Here is a 17,678-nt window from a genome sequence, read left to right as displayed (position 1 = left end):
CCGACTTGAATTGATATCCTCTCGGGCCTGCCGCAAATCGGCGGCGGCAGTTTAAACTGCGCCTTTGCGACCCTATTTGTCGCATTGCCGTAAACCCGGGAAAAACCTGTGTTTGCGCTATAAGAAGTTGTCGCTTGGCGGCAAGGCCGGGCTGAAAACTGTCCTTACAATCCCCTCATCGCTCGCCAGTTTCAGGCGGGTGTTCCTCTTCAGGAGACTCCGATGTCCGTTGAGCACGCTGCGGTAGAACGCGCCGATTTCGACCAGGTAATGGTTCCCAACTACGCGCCTGCCGCTTTCATTCCTGTGCGTGGCGCCGGTTCCCGTGTCTGGGACCAGTCTGGCCGCGAGCTGATCGACTTCGCCGGCGGGATTGCCGTTAACGTATTGGGCCATGCGCACCCGGCGCTGGTCACTGCCTTGACCGAGCAGGCGAACAAGCTGTGGCACGTGTCCAACGTGTTCACCAATGAGCCGGCCTTGCGCCTGGCCCATAAGCTGGTCAACGCCACTTTTGCCGAGCGTGTGTTCTTCTGCAACTCCGGCGCCGAAGCCAACGAGGCCGCCTTCAAGCTGGCCCGTCGCGTGGCCCATGACCGTTTCGGTACCGAGAAGTACGAAATTGTTGCTGCGCTCAACAGCTTCCACGGCCGTACCCTGTTCACCGTGAACGTTGGTGGCCAGTCGAAGTACTCCGACGGCTTCGGTCCGAAGATCACCGGCATCACCCACGTGCCTTACAACGATCTGGCCGCGCTGAAAGCCGCTGTTTCCGACAAGACGTGTGCGGTGGTTCTGGAGCCGATCCAGGGCGAAGGCGGTGTACTGCCGGCCGAACTGTCTTACCTGCAAGGCGCCCGTGAGCTGTGCGACGCGCACAACGCGCTGCTGGTCTTCGACGAAGTCCAGACCGGCATGGGCCGTAGCGGCGAGCTGTTCGCCTACATGCATTACGGCGTGACCCCGGACATCCTGACCAGCGCCAAGAGCCTGGGCGGCGGTTTCCCGATCGCAGCGATGCTGACCACCGAAGACCTGGCCAAACACCTGGTCGTCGGGACCCACGGCACCACGTACGGTGGTAACCCACTGGCGTGCGCTGTCGCTGAAGCCGTGATCGACGTGATCAACACGCCAGAAGTGCTGAGCGGCGTCAAAGCCAAGCACGACAAGTTCAAGACCCGTCTTGAGCAGATCGGCGAGAAGTACGGCATTTTCACTCAGGTTCGCGGTCTGGGCCTGCTGCTCGGTTGTGTGCTGAGCGATGCCTGGAAAGGCAAAGCCAAAGACATCTTCAACGCCGCGGAGCGCGAAGGCCTGATGATTCTGCAAGCAGGCCCGGACGTGATTCGTTTCGCGCCAAGCCTGGTGGTCGAAGACGCCGATATCGATGCCGGTCTGGACCGTTTCGAACGTGCCGTGGCCAAACTGACGCAAGCCTGATAGACCCCCTCGACGCCTGGCTATCCGGGCGTCGAACCCAATTTTTATGCCGGACCCGCTCTTCTGTAGGAGCGAAGCTTGCTCGCGAAGGTGTGTCAGCCACCGTGATGTCGACTGACACACCTTCGCGAGCAAGCTTCGCTCCTACAAGGGTTCGGCTTATTTCCCCCCAAAGAGTTACGAGAAAGGAGTGACACCATGCTGGTGATGCGCCCCGCGCAAATGGCTGATCTGGGCGAGGTACAGCGTCTGGCTGCGGACAGCCCGATTGGTGTCACTTCCTTGCCGGACGACGTTGAACGCCTGAGCGACAAGATCGCAGCAAGCGAAGCCTCGTTCGCCGCCGAAGTCAGCTTCAACGGTGAAGAAAGCTATTTCTTTGTCCTCGAAGACACCGCTACCGGCAAGTTGGTCGGTTGTTCGGCCATCGTTGCCTCGGCCGGTTATTCCGAGCCGTTCTACAGCTTTCGTAACGAAACTTTCGTGCATGCCTCCCGCGAGCTGAAGATTCACAACAAGATCCACGTGCTCTCCCAGTGCCACGACCTGACCGGCAACAGCTTGCTGACCAGTTTCTACGTGAAGCCGGAGTTGGTGGGTTCGCCTTGGGCGGAGCTCAACTCCCGTGGTCGCTTGTTGTTCGTGGCCAGCCATCCGGAGCGCTTTGCCGATTCGGTGGTGACCGAAATCGTCGGGTACAGCGACGAAAATGGCGACTCGCCATTCTGGGATGCCATCGGTCGTAACTTCTTCGACCTCAACTACGCTGAAGCCGAGCGTCTGTGTGGCCTGAAAAGCCGCACATTCCTGGCCGAGCTGATGCCGCATTACCCGATCTATGTGCCGTTGCTGCCGGACTCCGCTCAAGAGGCGATGGGCCAGGTGCACCCACGGGCGCAGATCACTTTCGACATCTTGATGCGCGAAGGCTTCGAGACCGATCACTACATCGATATTTTCGATGGAGGCCCGACCCTGCATGCCCGTGTCTCGGGAATCCGTTCGATCGCCCAGAGCCGTGTGGTCCCGGTGAAAATCGGTGAACCGGTCAAAGGTGCCGGTCGTCAGTATCTGGTGGCTAACGCCCAGTTGCAGGATTACCGCGCCGTTTTGCTTGAGCTCGATTACGCGCCGGGCAAACCCGTGACTCTGGATCTTGAAGCGGCCGAAGCCTTGGGTGTCGGTGAAGGTGCCAGCGTGCGCCTGGTGGCGGTTTAACGCCTGCTGCTATGCCTGGAAAGAGTGCCTGGAAAGAATCCTGGAAAGTAGTGAGTTTCGCGGGTGGCGCAAGCGGCCCGTTTGAGGAGATAGCATGATCGTTCGTCCCGTACGCAGCAGCGATTTACCCGCTCTGATCGACCTGGCCCGCAGCACTGGCACCGGCCTGACCACCTTGCCGGCCAACGAAGAACGTCTGACCCATCGGGTCGGTTGGGCCGAGAAGACCTTCCGCGGCGAAGCCGGGCGGGGCGATACGGACTACCTGTTCGTGCTCGAGGACGACAATGGCCGTGTGGTGGGTATTTCCGCCATTGCTGGCGCCGTCGGCCTGCGTGAGCCCTGGTACAACTTCCGGGTTGGCCTGACGGTCAGCGCCTCGCAAGAGCTGAACATTTACCGTGAAATTCCGACATTGTTCCTGGCCAACGACCTGACCGGCAACTCTGAACTGTGCTCATTGTTCCTGCACGCCGATTACCGCAGTGGCCTCAACGGCCGCATGCTGGCCAAGGCGCGGTTGCTGTTCATCGCCGAGTTCCCGCAGCTGTTTGGCAACAAAATTATCGCCGAGATGCGCGGTGTGTCCGACGAAGCTGGGCGTTCGCCGTTCTGGGAAAGTCTGGGCCGGCACTTCTTCAAGATGGAGTTCAGCCAGGCCGATTACCTGACCGGCGTGGGCAACAAGGCGTTCATCGCCGAACTGATGCCGAAATTCCCGCTGTACACCTGCTTCCTGTCGCCAGATGCGCGCAATGTGATTGGCCAGGTTCACCCGGACACCGAGCCGGCCCTGGCGATGCTCAAGAGCGAAGGCTTCAGCTATCAAGGCTACGTCGACATCTTTGACGCCGGTCCTGCAGTGGAGTGCGAAACCGCCAAGATCCGCGCGGTGCGCGACAGCCAGGCGCTGGTGCTGGCCATCGGCACCCCGGGTGACGACGCTACGCCGTTCCTGATTCATAACCGCAAACGCGAAGACTGCCGGATCACGGCCGCTCCCGCACGCTTCGCCGCCGGCACCTTGGTGGTCGATCCGCTGACTGCCAAACGTCTTCAACTCAACGCAGGCGATCAAGTACGCGCCGTTCCGTTGTCCGCTGCTCGGGAGTCGAAATAATGAATTCGCTATACATCGCCGGTGAATGGCTGGCCGGCCAGGGTGAAACCTTTCAATCGGTAAACCCGGTGACCCAGCAAGTGCTGTGGGACGGCGAAGGCGCCACGGCCGGTCAGGTCGAGTCGGCTGTGCAAGCCGCGCGTCAGGCGTTCCCGAGCTGGGCTCGCCGTACCCTGGAAGAGCGCATCAGCGTGCTGGAAGCCTTTGCCACTGCGCTGAAGAATCATGCTGACGAACTGGCTCGCACCATCGGTGAAGAAACCGGCAAACCCCTGTGGGAAGCAGCGACTGAAGTCACCAGCATGGTCAACAAGATTGCGATCTCGGTGCAGAGCTACCGCGAACGTACCGGCGAGAAGAGCGGCCCGCTGGGCGACGCCACTGCGGTATTGCGCCACAAGCCACACGGTGTGGTGGCGGTGTTCGGACCTTACAATTTCCCCGGTCACTTGCCGAACGGTCACATCGTGCCGGCGCTGCTGGCCGGTAACAGTGTGCTGTTCAAACCCAGTGAGCTGACCCCGAAAGTCGCCGAGCTGACGGTCAAGTGCTGGATCGAAGCCGGTCTGCCGGCCGGTGTGTTGAACTTGCTGCAGGGCGCTCGCGAAACCGGTATTGCCCTGGCGGCGAACCCGGGCATCGACGGTCTGTTCTTCACCGGTTCCAGCCGTACCGGCAATCACCTGCACCAGCAGTTTGCCGGTCGTCCGGACAAAATCCTTGCGCTGGAAATGGGCGGCAACAACCCGCTGGTGGTGGATCAGGTCGCGGACCTCGATGCCGCCGTTTACACCATCATTCAGTCGGCATTCATTTCTGCCGGTCAGCGATGCACCTGTGCCCGTCGCTTGCTGGTGCCGCAAGGCGCCTGGGGCGATACGCTGCTGGCGCGTCTGGTGGCAGTCAGCTCGACGATTGACGTCGGTGCGTTCGATCAGCAACCGGCGCCGTTCATGGGCTCGGTGATTTCCCTCGGCGCTGCGAAAGCGCTGATGGATGCGCAAGAACATCTGCTGACCAACGGCGCAGTAGCACTTTTGGAAATGACTCAGCCCCAGGCCCAGGCAGCCTTGTTGACGCCTGGCATTCTGGACGTGACGGCGGTTGCCGATCGCCCGGACGAAGAGCTGTTCGGTCCACTGCTGCAGGTGATCCGCTACGCTGACTTTGAAGCGGCGATCGCTGAAGCCAACGACACCGACTATGGCCTGGCGGCTGGTTTGCTGTCGGATTCCGAAGCGCGTTATCAGCAGTTCTGGCTGGAAAGCCGGGCCGGTATCGTCAACTGGAACAAGCAACTGACCGGTGCTGCAAGCAGTGCGCCATTTGGTGGTGTCGGTGCATCGGGCAACCATCGGGCCAGTGCCTACTACGCCGCAGATTACTGCGCGTACCCGGTGGCCTCGCTGGAAACCCCGAGCCTGACCTTGCCGAGCGCGCTGACCCCGGGCGTGCGCATGTCGTAAGACCGCTTTCGCGGGCAAGCCTCGCTCCTACGGATCCCATTGAACCTGTAGGAGCGAGGCTTGCCCGCGAAGGCCGCAACTCGGTCTTACTGAATTGTTACTTGAAGCCTATAAAAACAGATTCTCGTGGAGCCTCGCTGATGAAATCCTATGAAGTCAATTTTGACGGTCTAGTGGGGCCGACCCATAACTACGGCGGTCTGTCCTACGGTAACGTCGCGTCCCAGAGCAACAGCCAGCAGTCTTCGAACCCGAAGGAAGCCGCGCTGCAAGGCCTGGCGAAGATGAAGGCGCTGATGGAGATGGGCTTTCAGCAAGGTGTGCTGGCACCACAAGAACGTCCTGACGTGGCGGCGCTGCGCCGGTTGGGTTTCAGCGGCACCGACGCTCAGGTGATCGAACAGGCAGCCAGACAGGCCATGCCGCTGCTGGTTGCCAATTGCTCGGCGTCGAGCATGTGGGTGGCCAACGCCGCCACGGTCAGCCCGAGCGCCGACACCGCCGATGGCCGCGTGCATTTCACCGCCGCCAACCTGAACTGCAAATACCACCGCAGCATCGAACACCCGACCACCAGCCGCGTGCTGGGGGCGATGTTCGCCGATCAGAAGCACTTTGCTCACCACGCCGCTTTGCCGGCCGTGGCGCAGTTCGGCGACGAAGGCGCGGCCAACCACACCCGTTTTTGCCGTGACTACGGTGAAGCCGGTGTCGAGTTTTTCGTGTTCGGTCGCAGCGCGTTCGACACCCGTTACCCGTCGCCGCAGAAATACCCGGCGCGCCAGACCCTCGAAGCGTCCCAGGCTGTCGCACGTCTGCACGGCCTGAGTGATGACGGCGTGGTTTATGCGCAGCAGAACCCTTCGGTGATCGATCAGGGTGTGTTCCATAACGACGTGATCGCAGTGGGTAACGGCGAGGTATTGTTCTATCACGAGGACGCCTTCCTCGACACCGACCAGATGCTCGCTGAACTGCAAAGCAAACTCGGAAAAGTCGGTGGAAAATTTCAGTCGATCTGCGTACCGCGTTCCGCGGTCACCGTGGAAGACGCGGTACGTTCCTACCTGTTCAATAGCCAGCTGCTGTCGCGTCCTGACGGCTCGATGCTGTTGATCGTGCCGGAAGAATGCCGTGGCAATGAGCGTGTCTGGCAGTACCTGCAAGGCTTGACCCGCTCTGGCGGCCTGATCCGCGAAGTGAAAGTTTTCGATCTCAAGCAGAGCATGCAGAACGGTGGTGGTCCGGCTTGCCTGCGGTTGCGCGTCGCACTCAACGAAACCGAACTGGCGGCCGTCAACCAAGGGGTTATCATGACGGCACCGTTGTACGGCACGTTGACCGAATGGGTCGACAAGCACTACCGCGACCGTATGACCGAAAACGATCTGGCGGACCCGCAATTGCTGCTTGAGTGCCGGACGGCACTGGATGAACTGACGCAAATCCTTAAACTGGGCGCGGTTTATCCATTCCAGATCAATTGATAGCCGGCGCGCTTTTTGTTTTTTATGAACAGCGGGCGCGCCACTTAATCTCCAGATGAGAGCGTAAAACATGAGCGATACCCTGCAGCTGATCCTTGAAGACACCGACGGCACGCAACTGGAAACTTCCTGCACCCGCGTCGCGGTCATGTGGCAAGGCAAAGAGCTGTGGATCCAGCAAGACGGCCGCGGCCAATTGTTGATCGGCGTGGACGTCGAAGAAGGTGACGCTGAATACGCCAACCTGCTGCTGCGCCCATTGGCGACTAATCTGGTAAGTCTGCAACTGGAAATGGAACCGGCTGAAGTCGGTGACGAAGACCACGTGCACGGCCCGGATTGCGCGCACGACCACTAAGGAAGCCGCTCTATGCTCGCCCTCGGCAAACTGCTTGAACTGACCCTCGCCGGCCGCGAACCGGCGGAGAAGACTCAACTGACTGTCGAAGGCGTGCGGATGCGCTGGTTGAGCGAAGGTGCGCTGGAAGTCCGGCCGCCTGAAGCTCGCGACAACGGCCTGGACCTGCTGCTCTCGGCCGGCATCCATGGCAACGAAACAGCGCCGATCGAGCTGCTCGACCGCCTGTTGCATGACATCGCACGCGGTGACTTGAAGCCGCGCGCACGTATTCTGTTCCTGTTCGGCAACCCTGAGGCCATCCGCCGCGGTGAGCGTTTTGTCGAGCAGGACGTCAATCGGCTGTTCAACGGCCAGCACGAACAAAGCAGCGGCTCCGAGGCTTTGCGCGCTTGTGAGCTGGAGCGGCTGGCGGCGACTTTCTTCAGCCTGCCGGACCGCAATCGTCTGCACTACGACCTGCACACAGCCATCCGTGGCTCGAAAATCGAGCAGTTCGCCCTGTACCCCTGGAAAGAAGGTCGTCAGCATTCACGCTTGGAACTGGCTCGCCTGCGCGCTGCCGGCATGGAAGCGGTGCTGTTGCAGAACAAGCCCTCTATCGTCTTCAGCTCCTACACCTACGACAAGCTCGATGCCGAGTCCTTCACTCTGGAGCTGGGCAAGGCCCGGCCGTTTGGGCAAAACGAAGGGGTCAACGTCAGTCTTCTTGAAACCCGCCTGAAGCAGATCATCGAAGGCTCCGAGCCACCAATGACCGACGAAGGGCTGGATGGTTTGCAGTTGTTCAGCGTCGCGCGGGAAGTCATCAAGCACAGCGATAGCTTTCGCTTGAACCTGCCGGCGGACATCGAAAATTTTTCGGAGTTGAAAGTGGGTTATGTGCTGGCCGAGGATATCGCCAATACCCGCTGGATTATCGAAGAGCCGGGCGCCCGGATCATTTTCCCGAACCCCAAGGTCAAGAATGGCCTGCGCGCCGGCATCCTGATCGTGCCGACCACCGACGAAAACCTCGCCTGAAAATTATCGCCGCCCACCTGTAGGAGCGAGGCTTGCCCGCGAAGGCGATTCAACATTCAACATCATCGTTGAATTGGACATCGCCTTCGCGGGCAAGCCTCGCTCCTACAGGGGATGGTGTTGTGCTTTAAACGGCTACTGCGCGGTGCTCAGTGCGACGCAATGCGCGAGTCTTGTGCAGCGTATCCGCGCAAGTCTTCGCCGCTTCCTGACCTTTATGCACGAAATGCTCGAAGAAGAACTTCTGGTGTTCTTCGCCAGCATGGAAGTGGTGCGGGGTCAAAACCACCGAGAACACCGGCACTTCGGTTTCCAGCTGAACCTGCATCAAGCCGCTGATCACCGATTGGGCGACGAATTCATGGCGATAGATGCCGCCGTCGACCACAAGGCCCGCCGCGACGATGCCGGCATAACGGCCGGACTTGGCCAGCAGCTTGGCGTGCAGCGGAATTTCAAAGGCGCCGCCGACTTCGAAGAAATCGATGTCCGACTCCTGGTAACCCTGAGCAATCATTTCAGTGACGAAGCCTTTACGGCTCTGGTCGACGATTTCCTTGTGCCAGCAGGCCTGGATGAACGCGACGCGCTCGCCCTGATGGTTTTTGCTTTTGCTATCGATTGCGGTGGGTTGCATGTTCTGACTCCTGTTTGTGTGAAAAACAGGGCGTTATGAATCGAATGGGATTTGAGGGTACGCACGCTCGCACGAGTGCCAACGGACGGCCCTTTGGCGCCAATCCCGTTCTCTCTTCATCCGGACTATGACCGTCGGCCCCGGGATCACACCGGGTCTGCTGACCTTGCCGCAATCCACAGCCATTGCCATGTCAGACGCCAAGCGCTCGCGGGCTATGCGCATTGCGCGCAATTACCGCCGGTGGGGAGTTACACCCCGCCCTGAGAACGTTTTGCCGCCCGTTTGTTTGGCGGCGAAGCGTTTTTAACACATATTTGCGCGGTGCGCATGGCCAATACCGACCAGTCAAGGTACGGAACCTGTGGGAGCGGTTTAACTGACAGGCATTGGTCGCGAATCGCTGTTTTCTGATGATTGCTATCGGGTTGTTCGAAGGCGTAAAGCGTCTTTTCCTCGTCCAAGGCTTGATTATTTGTCGGTATGACCGCAGTAATTCCTTTCCGAAACGGATTTTTCCCCTGTTTACCGAGGCCAGATTCATGAGTGTTATCGATCTTCGCAGCGACACCGTCACCCAACCCACCGCAGGGATGCTCGACGCGATGGCCGCTGCGGCCACTGGTGACGACGTTTATGGCGAAGATCCAACGGTCAACCGTCTGGAAGCCGAACTGGCCAAACGACTGGGTTTTGCCGCGGCGTTGTTTGTGCCGACGGGCACCATGAGCAATCTGCTGGGCTTGATGGCCCACTGCGATCGCGGTGACGAATACATTGTTGGCCAGCAGGCCCACACTTATAAGTACGAAGGGGGCGGCGCGGCGGTGCTCGGTTCGATCCAGCCGCAGCCGCTGGATGTGCAGGCCGATGGCTCGCTGGACCTGGCGCAGGTCGCCGCCGCGATCAAGCCGGATGACTTCCACTTCGCTCGTACCCGCTTGTTGGCGCTGGAAAACACCATGCAGGGCAAAGTGCTGCCGCTGGAGTATCTGGCCCAGGCACGTCACTTCACTCGTGAACATGGCCTGGCGCTGCATCTGGATGGCGCGCGGCTCTACAACGCAGCGGTCAAGCTGGGTGTCGATGCCCGGGAAATCACTCAGCATTTCGACTCGGTTTCGGTTTGCCTGTCCAAAGGCCTGGGCGCGCCGATCGGTTCGGTGCTGTGCGGTTCGGTCGAGTTGATTGCCAAGGCGCGACGCCTGCGCAAGATGGTCGGCGGCGGTATGCGCCAGGCCGGGATTCTCGCCGCAGCGGGGCTTTATGCACTGGACAACAATGTTCAGCGCCTGGCCGACGACCATGCCAACGCACAGTGGCTGGCCCAAGGCCTGCGAGCGGCGGGCTACGAGGTTGAGCCGGTGCAGACCAATATGGTTTACGTGCAAATGGGCGACAAGGCCGAAGCGATCAAGGCCTTTGCCGCGACACGCGGGATCAAGCTCAGCGCTGCCGGCCGTCTGCGAATGGTCACGCACATGGACGTCAGCCGTGCGCAAATCGAGCAGGTCGTCGCTACATTCGTCGAGTTTTCCCGCAACTGATCGCGCTAGCGGTCCAATTGACCGTTTCTATCGTATAAACACGCTGTACCCCGCGCGCAGGGCCGATATAATGCGGCCCTTTGCCGTCGCTTCGTCTGTTGACGTTTCGCACAGGCCTTTGGCCGCAGCCTCCGTGGAAGAACCTAATGAAAAGCGCAGAAATCCGTGAAGCCTTCCTTCGCTTCTTCGAAGAGCAAGGCCACACCCGTGTAGCCTCCAGCTCTTTGATTCCGGGCAACGACCCAACCCTGCTGTTCACTAACGCGGGGATGAACCAGTTCAAGGACTGCTTCCTGGGCCAGGAAAAGCGCGCGTACACCCGCGCGGTCAGCAGCCAGAAATGCGTGCGCGCCGGCGGCAAGCACAACGACCTGGAAAACGTCGGTTATACGGCCCGTCACCACACCTTCTTCGAAATGCTGGGTAACTTCAGCTTCGGTGATTACTTCAAGCGCGACGCGATCACCTACGCCTGGAACTTCCTGACGTCCGACAAGTGGCTGAACCTGCCAAAGGAAAAGCTCTGGGTCACCGTCTACGCCAGCGATGACGAGGCGTACGACATCTGGACCAAGGACATCGGCGTGCCGGCCGAGCGCATGGTTCGCATCGGCGACAACAAGGGCGCGCCTTACGCATCCGATAACTTCTGGACCATGGGCGATACCGGCCCGTGCGGTCCTTGCACCGAGATTTTCTATGATCACGGCGCCGACATCTGGGGTGGCCCACCAGGCTCGCCGGAAGAAGACGGCGACCGTTACATCGAGATCTGGAACAACGTGTTCATGCAGTTCAACCGCACCGCCGATGGCGTGTTGCACCCGTTGCCAGCCCCGTCGGTGGACACCGGCATGGGCCTGGAGCGGATCAGTGCCGTGCTGCAGCACGTTCACTCGAACTATGAAATCGACCTGTTCCAGAGTTTGCTGAGTGCAGCGGCCAAGGCCATCGGTTGCACTAATGACGCTCAGGCCTCCCTGAAAGTCGTGGCTGACCATATTCGTTCCTGCGGCTTCCTGATTGCCGATGGCGTGCTGCCATCCAACGAAGGTCGCGGTTATGTGCTGCGCCGGATCATTCGTCGCGCTTGCCGTCACGGCAACAAACTGGGCGCCAAGGGCAGCTTCTTCTACCAGATCGTTGCGGCGCTGGTCGCCGAGATGGGCGAAGCGTTCCCTGAGCTGAAATCCCAGCAGGCGCACATCGAACGCGTCCTGAAAGCCGAAGAAGAGCAATTCGCCAAGACTCTGGAACAGGGCCTGAAGATCCTCGAGCAGGATCTGGCCGAACTCAAAGGCGACGTGGTGCCGGGCGACGTGGTGTTCAAGCTCTACGACACTTACGGCTTCCCGATGGACCTGACTGGCGACATCGCGCGTGAGCGCAGCCTGACCATCGACGAAGAAGGCTTCGAGCGCGAAATGGAAGCCCAGCGCGTCCGTGCTCGCTCCGCCAGCTCCTTCGGCATGGACTACAACAGCCTGGTCAAGGTTGATGTAGCTACCGAGTTCACCGGTTACCACGCCACCAAGGGCGCGGCCAAAATTGTGGCTCTCTATAAAGAAGGGCAGTCGGTCGACGTATTAAGTGAAGGCGAAGAGGGCGTGGTCGTTCTCAATCAGACCCCGTTCTATGCTGAATCGGGCGGTCAGATCGGCGACTGCGGCTTCCTGCAAGCCGGTACTTCGCGCTTTGATGTGCGCGACACGACCAAGACCGGCGGCGCGTTCCTACATCACGGTGTGTTGGCATCGGGCAGCCTGATCGTGGGTGCTCCGGTCGAAACTCATGTGGATGCCGACGTGCGTCACGCGACTTCGCTGAACCACTCCGCCACTCACTTGCTGCACGCCGCATTGCGCCAGGTGCTGGGCGATCACGTTCAGCAAAAAGGTTCGTTGGTCGACAGTCAGCGCCTGCGCTTTGACTTCAGTCACTTTGAAGCGATCAAGCCTGAGCAGTTGAAGGCGCTGGAAGACATCGTCAACGCCGAGATTCGCAAGAATTCCCAGGTTGAAACCGAAGAAACCGACATCGAAACCGCCAAGCAAAAAGGCGCCATGGCGCTGTTCGGCGAGAAGTACGGCGACAACGTACGCGTACTGAGCATGGGCGGCGATTTCTCCGTCGAGCTGTGCGGCGGTATTCACGCCAACCGGACCGGTGACATCGGCCTGCTGAAAATCATCAGTGAAGGTGGTGTAGCCTCCGGTGTGCGTCGTATCGAAGCAGTGACCGGCGCAGCAGCGCTGGCCTACTTGAACGCGGCTGAAGAGCAACTCAAGGAAGCGGCCAACCTGGTCAAGGGCAGCCGCGATAACCTGATCGACAAGCTGTCGGCTGTGCTTGAGCGCAACCGTCTGCTGGAGAAGCAACTCGAGCAGTTGCAGGCCAAGGCGGCGAGCGCGGCAGGCGACGATCTGTCGGCTTCTGCCCTGGACGTCAAAGGCGTGAAAGTGCTGGCCGTGCGTCTGGACGGTCAGGATGGCAAGGCGCTGCTGGCGCTGGTCGATCAACTGAAAAACAAACTCGGCCGCGCAGTGATCCTGCTCGGCAGTGTCCATGAGGAAAAGGTCGTCCTGGTTGCAGGCGTGACCAAAGACCTGACTGGCCAACTCAAAGCCGGTGATTTGATGAAGCAGGCTGCTGCGGCAGTGGGCGGGAAGGGTGGTGGTCGTCCAGACATGGCGCAGGGCGGTGGTACTGACGCTGGCGCACTGGATGCTGCATTGGCCCTGACTGTTCCATTTGTAGAGCAGGGTTTATAAGGCAGTGTGTCTGGTTCGCGGTCTAGTGGCGGGCCAGAACGCTGTTTGAGTGATTATTGGGCGCCCTTCATGGGCAGAGGCGGCTTTGAAATGGCTTTGATCGTACAGAAATTTGGAGGCACCTCAGTCGGCACTGTCGAGAGAATCGAACAGGTCGCCGACAAGGTTAAGAAATTCCGCGATGCGGGCGATGACCTGGTGGTTGTGCTGTCTGCAATGAGCGGCGAAACCAACCGTCTGATCGATCTGGCCAAGCAAATCAGTGGCGACGGCCAGCCGGTTCCTCGCGAACTGGATGTGATCGTTTCCACCGGTGAGCAGGTGACGATTGCACTGTTGGCCATGGCGCTGATCAGGCGCGGCGTGCCAGCGGTGTCGTACACCGGCAATCAGGTACGGATTCTGACGGACAGCGCGCACAATAAAGCGCGTATCTTGCAGATTGATGACCAGAAGATTCGCGGTGACCTGAAGGCTGGTCGTGTGGTGGTTGTGGCCGGTTTCCAGGGCGTCGATGAGCACGGCAATATCACCACGCTCGGTCGTGGCGGTTCCGACACCACTGGCGTGGCGCTGGCGGCAGCCCTGAAGGCTGACGAATGCCAGATCTACACCGACGTCGACGGCGTCTACACCACCGACCCGCGTGTGGTGTCCGTGGCTCAGCGTCTGGACAAGATCACCTTTGAAGAGATGCTGGAAATGGCCAGCCTCGGTTCCAAGGTGTTGCAGATCCGTGCGGTGGAATTCGCCGGCAAATACAACGTTCCGCTGCGCGTATTGCACAGCTTCAAGGAGGGTCCGGGCACCCTCATTACTATTGATGAAGAGGAAACCATGGAACAGCCGATCATTTCCGGCATCGCTTTCAACCGCGATGAAGCCAAGCTGACCATCCGTGGCGTGCCAGACACCCCGGGCGTGGCGTTCAAGATTCTCGGCCCGATCAGTGCCGCGAACATCGAAGTCGACATGATCGTGCAGAACGTCGCGCACGATAACACCACCGACTTCACCTTCACCGTGCACCGCAACGACTACCAGGCAGCGCAAACCGTGCTGGAAAACACCGCTCGCGAGATCGGTGCCCGTGAAGTCGTTGGCGACACCAAGATTGCCAAGGTCTCGATCGTTGGCGTTGGCATGCGCTCCCATGCAGGCGTGGCCAGCCGCATGTTCGAATCCCTGGCGAAAGAAAGCATCAACATCCAGATGATCTCGACCTCGGAAATCAAGGTGTCCGTGGTGATCGAAGAGAAATATCTGGAGCTGGCTGTGCGCGCTCTGCACACGGCTTTCGAGCTGGACGCGCCGGCCCGGCAGGGTGAGTAATGCGTTTCCCGAAGGGCGCGGTCTAACCGCGCCCTTTGTTTTTTTGAATGGTGCGTTCCAAAACTGTTCTTTTGCTCGCGCTAGTCAATACTCAGGCATGTAGGGCTACGATCGTTCTGGTTGTAGGTCGAATGCCTTTTTTTTGCAGACTGTTGTCCCTGAAATGAAATGCGTGAGGAGAAAGGTATGCTGATTCTGACTCGTCGGTGCGCAGAAAGCCTGATTATTGGTGATGGAGAAATCACCGTGACCGTGCTCGGCGTCAAAGGAAATCAAGTGCGTATTGGTGTCAACGCCCCGAAAGAGGTAGCTGTCCACCGTGAGGAAATTTACCTGCGTATAAAGAAAGAGAAGGACGAAGAACCAAGCCATTAATTTTTATCGTTTTTTGTGTTTGCAAACGGGGATAAAGCTGGTTAATATACGCCCCGTGTTGCGGAGAGCTGGCCGAGTGGCCGAAGGCGCTCCCCTGCTAAGGGAGTACACCTCAAAAGGGTGTCGGGGGTTCGAATCCCCCGTTCTCCGCCATTATTTGCTTAGTACGTTGTAATCTGGCTTCTTCAGTAAGTTGTTGAAATTACTAGAAAAAAGCGCTTTACAAAAAGATTCGACGGCCTATAATGCGCGGCAACAAATGCACTCGTAGCTCAGCTGGATAGAGTACTCGGCTACGAACCGAGCGGTCACAGGTTCGAATCCTGTCGAGTGCACCATTTAAGAGTTGTTTGCAGTAATGTGAATAACTTGGCTCCAACAAGTTGTGATCTGGTATAAAAACACAAATGCACTCGTAGCTCAGCTGGATAGAGTACTCGGCTACGAACCGAGCGGTCACAGGTTCGAATCCTGTCGAGTGCACCAAACACCAAAAAGCCCGCGTTTAACGCGGGCTTTTTGCCGTCTGCGATTTGGCTTTTCCTTTGGTACAGCCTTTCTCATCGAACTCGACGTGCACTACGCCCTCGCTTGTTGTCGTAGCGGTAACTCGTGGCTGAATTGCGGGTGCTGATCTTGTCTGGTTTGCCCAGAGCGCTTTCGACGTCTTGCTGGCTCATGCCGGCGACAATCCGCTGATTGATGATCGCTATGCGACGTTCCTTCGCGCTGAGCAGATTTCCACATTTGTCCTCGGACTGACCAACGATGGTCAGTTCTCTCCTTTGGATTTTTATACCTGATGTTTCGCGAGGGTCGGCCTCTGGCATCAAGGTTATCGTGCTGCCGGGTATGAAAGTGTGCACGTCCTGAAGTGAGAGGCTTTCTCCAGCCGTACAGCTCAAGGTCGTGAAGGTGATTCGCCCATCAGGGGCTTCGCATCGGTGAACGGTCGCAGCAAGCGCCCAGGGCGGCAGGAAGAGCAGGGCGGCAAGCAAAAAATAATGAGCATTCGATGGCATTCGACGTCCTCCTTGACGGTCCTTATCAAGGGTAGCCATTACATTCTTCGATGACAGTGTGTTTTCTTTTCAGGATGAGTCGTCGCAATTTCATGGATCAGGGCGGCGCTCAGGTTTGTCTCGCAAGCGCTTGTTTCAGCCGCGATTTTTTAACGTTTAAAGCCGCCAAGCGGTGTATCATTGCGCCCGTCAGCCCCGCCGGGGCTTGTGGAATACCTCCATGGACTTACCCAGTAGTTACTCAGTACCCCGTTTTTACAATCATGAATTGACTGATTGATCCTTCCGGCGTGCCCCGCTGCTGGGAGTGGAGTTCGCCTATGTCTGAAGTTGAAGTAAAGAAAACGCAGGAAAGCTTGCAGGACCGCCTCGCTCAAGTCGTTGAGCTGCTGCAGCGCCAGCGGGTGGTCGAAGACCTGACTCATCGCCAGGAAGGTCCGCATCACGACCGGGTCGAGAACCTGGTTCACCGGCAAAACCTTGTCGAGCTGCAACGCAAGCTCGATGATCTGCACTCCGCCGACGTCGCCTACATTCTTGAAGCTTTGCCGCTGGACGATCGTCTGACGGTCTGGCAATTGGTCAAGGCCGATCGCGACGGCGACATTCTGCTCGAAGTATCCGATTCGGTTCGCGAAACCCTGATCGCCGACATGGACGATCACGAGCTCCTGGCCGCGGCCAAGGACATGGATGCCGACGAACTGGCTGACCTGGCCTCCGAGCTGCCGCGAGACGTCGTCCACGAGCTGATGGAAACCCTTGATGGCCAACAGCGTGAGCGCGTCCGCTCCGCGTTGTCCTATGACGAGGAGCAGGTCGGTGCGCTGATGGACTTCGAGATGGTGACCATCCGTGAGGACGTCAGTCTCGAAGTGGTTTTGCGTTACCTGCGCCGTCTCAAGGAGCTGCCGGGTCATACCGACAAACTGTTCGTGGTCGATTACGACGGCGTGCTCAAGGGCGTGTTGCCGATCAAGCGTCTGCTGGTCAACGACCCGGAAAAGCAGGTGTCGGAAGTCATGGCCAGCGACCCGGTGAGTTTTCATCCGGACGAAGACGCTTACGAGGCCGCTCAAGCGTTCGAACGTTACGACTTGATCTCCGCGCCCGTTGTCGACAAGAACGGCAAGCTGATCGGCCGTCTGACCATCGATGAAATGGTCGACCTGATTCGTGAAGAGAGTGAAAACGAAGTTCTCAACATGGCGGGTTTGCGCGAAGAAGAAGATATTTTCGCGTCAGTCTGGAAATCCCTGCGCAACCGTTGGGCCTGGCTGGCGGTGAATCTGATCACCGCGTTCGTTGCATCCCGGGTGATCGGTCTGTTCGAAGGTTCCATCGAGAAGCTGGTAGCACTCGCGGCATTGATGCCGATCGTCGCGGGTATTGGTGGCAACTCGGGTAACCAGACCATCACCATGATCGTTCGGGCCATGGCGCTGGACCAGGTCAGTACCGGCAATACGTCGCGGCTGATGCGCAAGGAGTTGGTGGTCGGCTTGATCAATGGCCTGGTCTGGGGCGGCGTGATTGGTGTGGTGGCCTATCTGCTTTATGGCAGTTGGTCCCTGGGCGTGGTGATGACCGCCGCCATGACGCTTAACCTGCTGCTTGCGGCACTGATGGGGGTTTTGATTCCAATGACCCTGGCACGGCTTGGGCGCGACCCGGCAATGGGGGCCAGTGTGATGATCACAGCCATGACCGACAGTGGTGGCTTTTTCATCTTCCTCGGGCTGGCAACGATTTTCCTGCTCTGACGTCGTGCTTTAAAGAACCCGCCGATTCGGCAAATGCCTGTCAGTTAAGCGCAATCCATGTGGGAGCGAGCAAGCCCGCTCCCACAGGTTTCGTTCCTTAACTGACTGGCATTAGC

Annotated in this window: 13 protein-coding genes, 3 tRNA genes, 1 pseudogene and 1 riboswitch; of the genes and pseudogenes, 15 read left to right on the top strand and 2 right to left on the bottom strand. The window is 58.9% G+C overall.

Annotation, left to right across the window (positions count from 1 at the left end):
* Positions 1-222 precede the first annotated feature (222 nt).
* The 7 genes from ACA044_RS23075 (at position 223) to astE (ending at position 8,115) form a co-directional block, all read left to right on the top strand.
* Complete coding sequence (locus tag ACA044_RS23075) at positions 223-1,443, top strand: aspartate aminotransferase family protein (protein WP_497443425.1); 1,221 nt, start codon at positions 223-225, stop codon at positions 1,441-1,443.
* Positions 1,444-1,641: 198 nt separating this feature from the next.
* A complete protein-coding gene (gene aruF / locus ACA044_RS23070) occupies positions 1,642-2,661 on the top strand; it encodes an arginine/ornithine succinyltransferase subunit alpha (protein ID WP_095634598.1) in 1,020 nt (339 codons plus the stop codon).
* Positions 2,662-2,755: 94 nt separating this feature from the next.
* Positions 2,756-3,781 (top strand): arginine N-succinyltransferase, encoded by a 1,026-nt coding sequence (gene astA / locus ACA044_RS23065; RefSeq protein WP_497443424.1) that lies wholly within the window; start codon positions 2,756-2,758, stop codon positions 3,779-3,781.
* A complete protein-coding gene (gene astD / locus ACA044_RS23060; protein WP_497447290.1) occupies positions 3,778-5,247 on the top strand; it encodes a succinylglutamate-semialdehyde dehydrogenase in 1,470 nt (489 codons plus the stop codon). Before astA ends, astD begins: the two co-directional genes overlap by 4 nt.
* Positions 5,248-5,387: 140 nt before the next feature.
* Positions 5,388-6,734, top strand: coding sequence for an N-succinylarginine dihydrolase (astB, locus tag ACA044_RS23055; RefSeq protein WP_497443423.1), 1,347 nt, complete (start codon positions 5,388-5,390; stop codon positions 6,732-6,734).
* 70 nt (positions 6,735-6,804) lie between these two features.
* A complete protein-coding gene (locus ACA044_RS23050; protein WP_033056735.1) occupies positions 6,805-7,092 on the top strand; it encodes a hypothetical protein in 288 nt (95 codons plus the stop codon).
* Positions 7,093-7,104: 12 nt separating this feature from the next.
* Positions 7,105-8,115 (top strand): succinylglutamate desuccinylase, encoded by a 1,011-nt coding sequence (gene astE / locus ACA044_RS23045; protein ID WP_497443422.1) that lies wholly within the window; start codon positions 7,105-7,107, stop codon positions 8,113-8,115.
* A 127-nt stretch (positions 8,116-8,242) separates the two neighbouring features.
* Here the strand turns inward: astE and ACA044_RS23040 are convergent, their stop codons facing one another.
* On the bottom strand, positions 8,243-8,752 hold the full coding sequence (locus tag ACA044_RS23040) for a 6,7-dimethyl-8-ribityllumazine synthase (protein ID WP_497443421.1): 510 nt from the start codon (positions 8,750-8,752) through the stop codon (positions 8,243-8,245).
* Positions 8,753-8,855: 103 nt separating this feature from the next.
* A riboswitch (FMN riboswitch) is annotated at positions 8,856-9,027 on the bottom strand.
* A 267-nt stretch (positions 9,028-9,294) separates the two neighbouring features.
* Between ACA044_RS23040 and ltaE the strand changes: the two genes are divergently transcribed.
* The 7 genes from ltaE to ACA044_RS23005 all read left to right on the top strand — a co-directional run bounded on the left by ltaE (position 9,295) and on the right by ACA044_RS23005 (position 15,263).
* Positions 9,295-10,299, top strand: a complete 1,005-nt coding sequence (gene ltaE / locus ACA044_RS23035; RefSeq protein ID WP_497443420.1) for a low-specificity L-threonine aldolase — start codon at positions 9,295-9,297, stop codon at positions 10,297-10,299.
* A 146-nt stretch (positions 10,300-10,445) separates the two neighbouring features.
* Positions 10,446-13,070 (top strand): alanine--tRNA ligase, encoded by a 2,625-nt coding sequence (alaS, locus tag ACA044_RS23030; RefSeq protein WP_497443419.1) that lies wholly within the window; start codon positions 10,446-10,448, stop codon positions 13,068-13,070.
* A 90-nt stretch (positions 13,071-13,160) separates the two neighbouring features.
* Positions 13,161-14,402 carry an aspartate kinase gene (locus tag ACA044_RS23025; protein WP_497443418.1) on the top strand — a complete coding sequence of 414 codons (1,242 nt, stop codon included), beginning with the start codon at positions 13,161-13,163 and terminating at the stop codon, positions 14,400-14,402.
* A gap of 186 nt (positions 14,403-14,588) precedes the next feature.
* A complete protein-coding gene (csrA, locus tag ACA044_RS23020) occupies positions 14,589-14,777 on the top strand; it encodes a carbon storage regulator CsrA (RefSeq protein WP_002554426.1) in 189 nt (62 codons plus the stop codon).
* 62 nt (positions 14,778-14,839) lie between these two features.
* Positions 14,840-14,930: transfer RNA gene (locus ACA044_RS23015), tRNA-Ser, on the top strand.
* 108 nt (positions 14,931-15,038) lie between these two features.
* Positions 15,039-15,115, top strand: a tRNA-Arg gene (locus tag ACA044_RS23010).
* Between the two features lie 71 nt (positions 15,116-15,186).
* Positions 15,187-15,263 (top strand) — tRNA-Arg (locus tag ACA044_RS23005).
* 19 nt (positions 15,264-15,282) lie between these two features.
* Here the strand turns inward: ACA044_RS23005 and ACA044_RS23000 are convergent.
* Positions 15,283-15,799, bottom strand: a pseudogene (locus ACA044_RS23000) (cell envelope protein SmpA).
* A 320-nt stretch (positions 15,800-16,119) separates the two neighbouring features.
* On the opposite strand from ACA044_RS23000, the gene mgtE reads away from it, so the two are divergent.
* On the top strand, positions 16,120-17,562 hold the full coding sequence (gene mgtE / locus ACA044_RS22995) for a magnesium transporter (protein WP_497443417.1): 1,443 nt from the start codon (positions 16,120-16,122) through the stop codon (positions 17,560-17,562).
* Positions 17,563-17,678 lie beyond the last annotated feature (116 nt).

Source organism: Pseudomonas sp. LBUM1673 (genome assembly GCF_059695645.1).
This window is presented reverse-complemented; position numbering and strand designations above follow the sequence as displayed.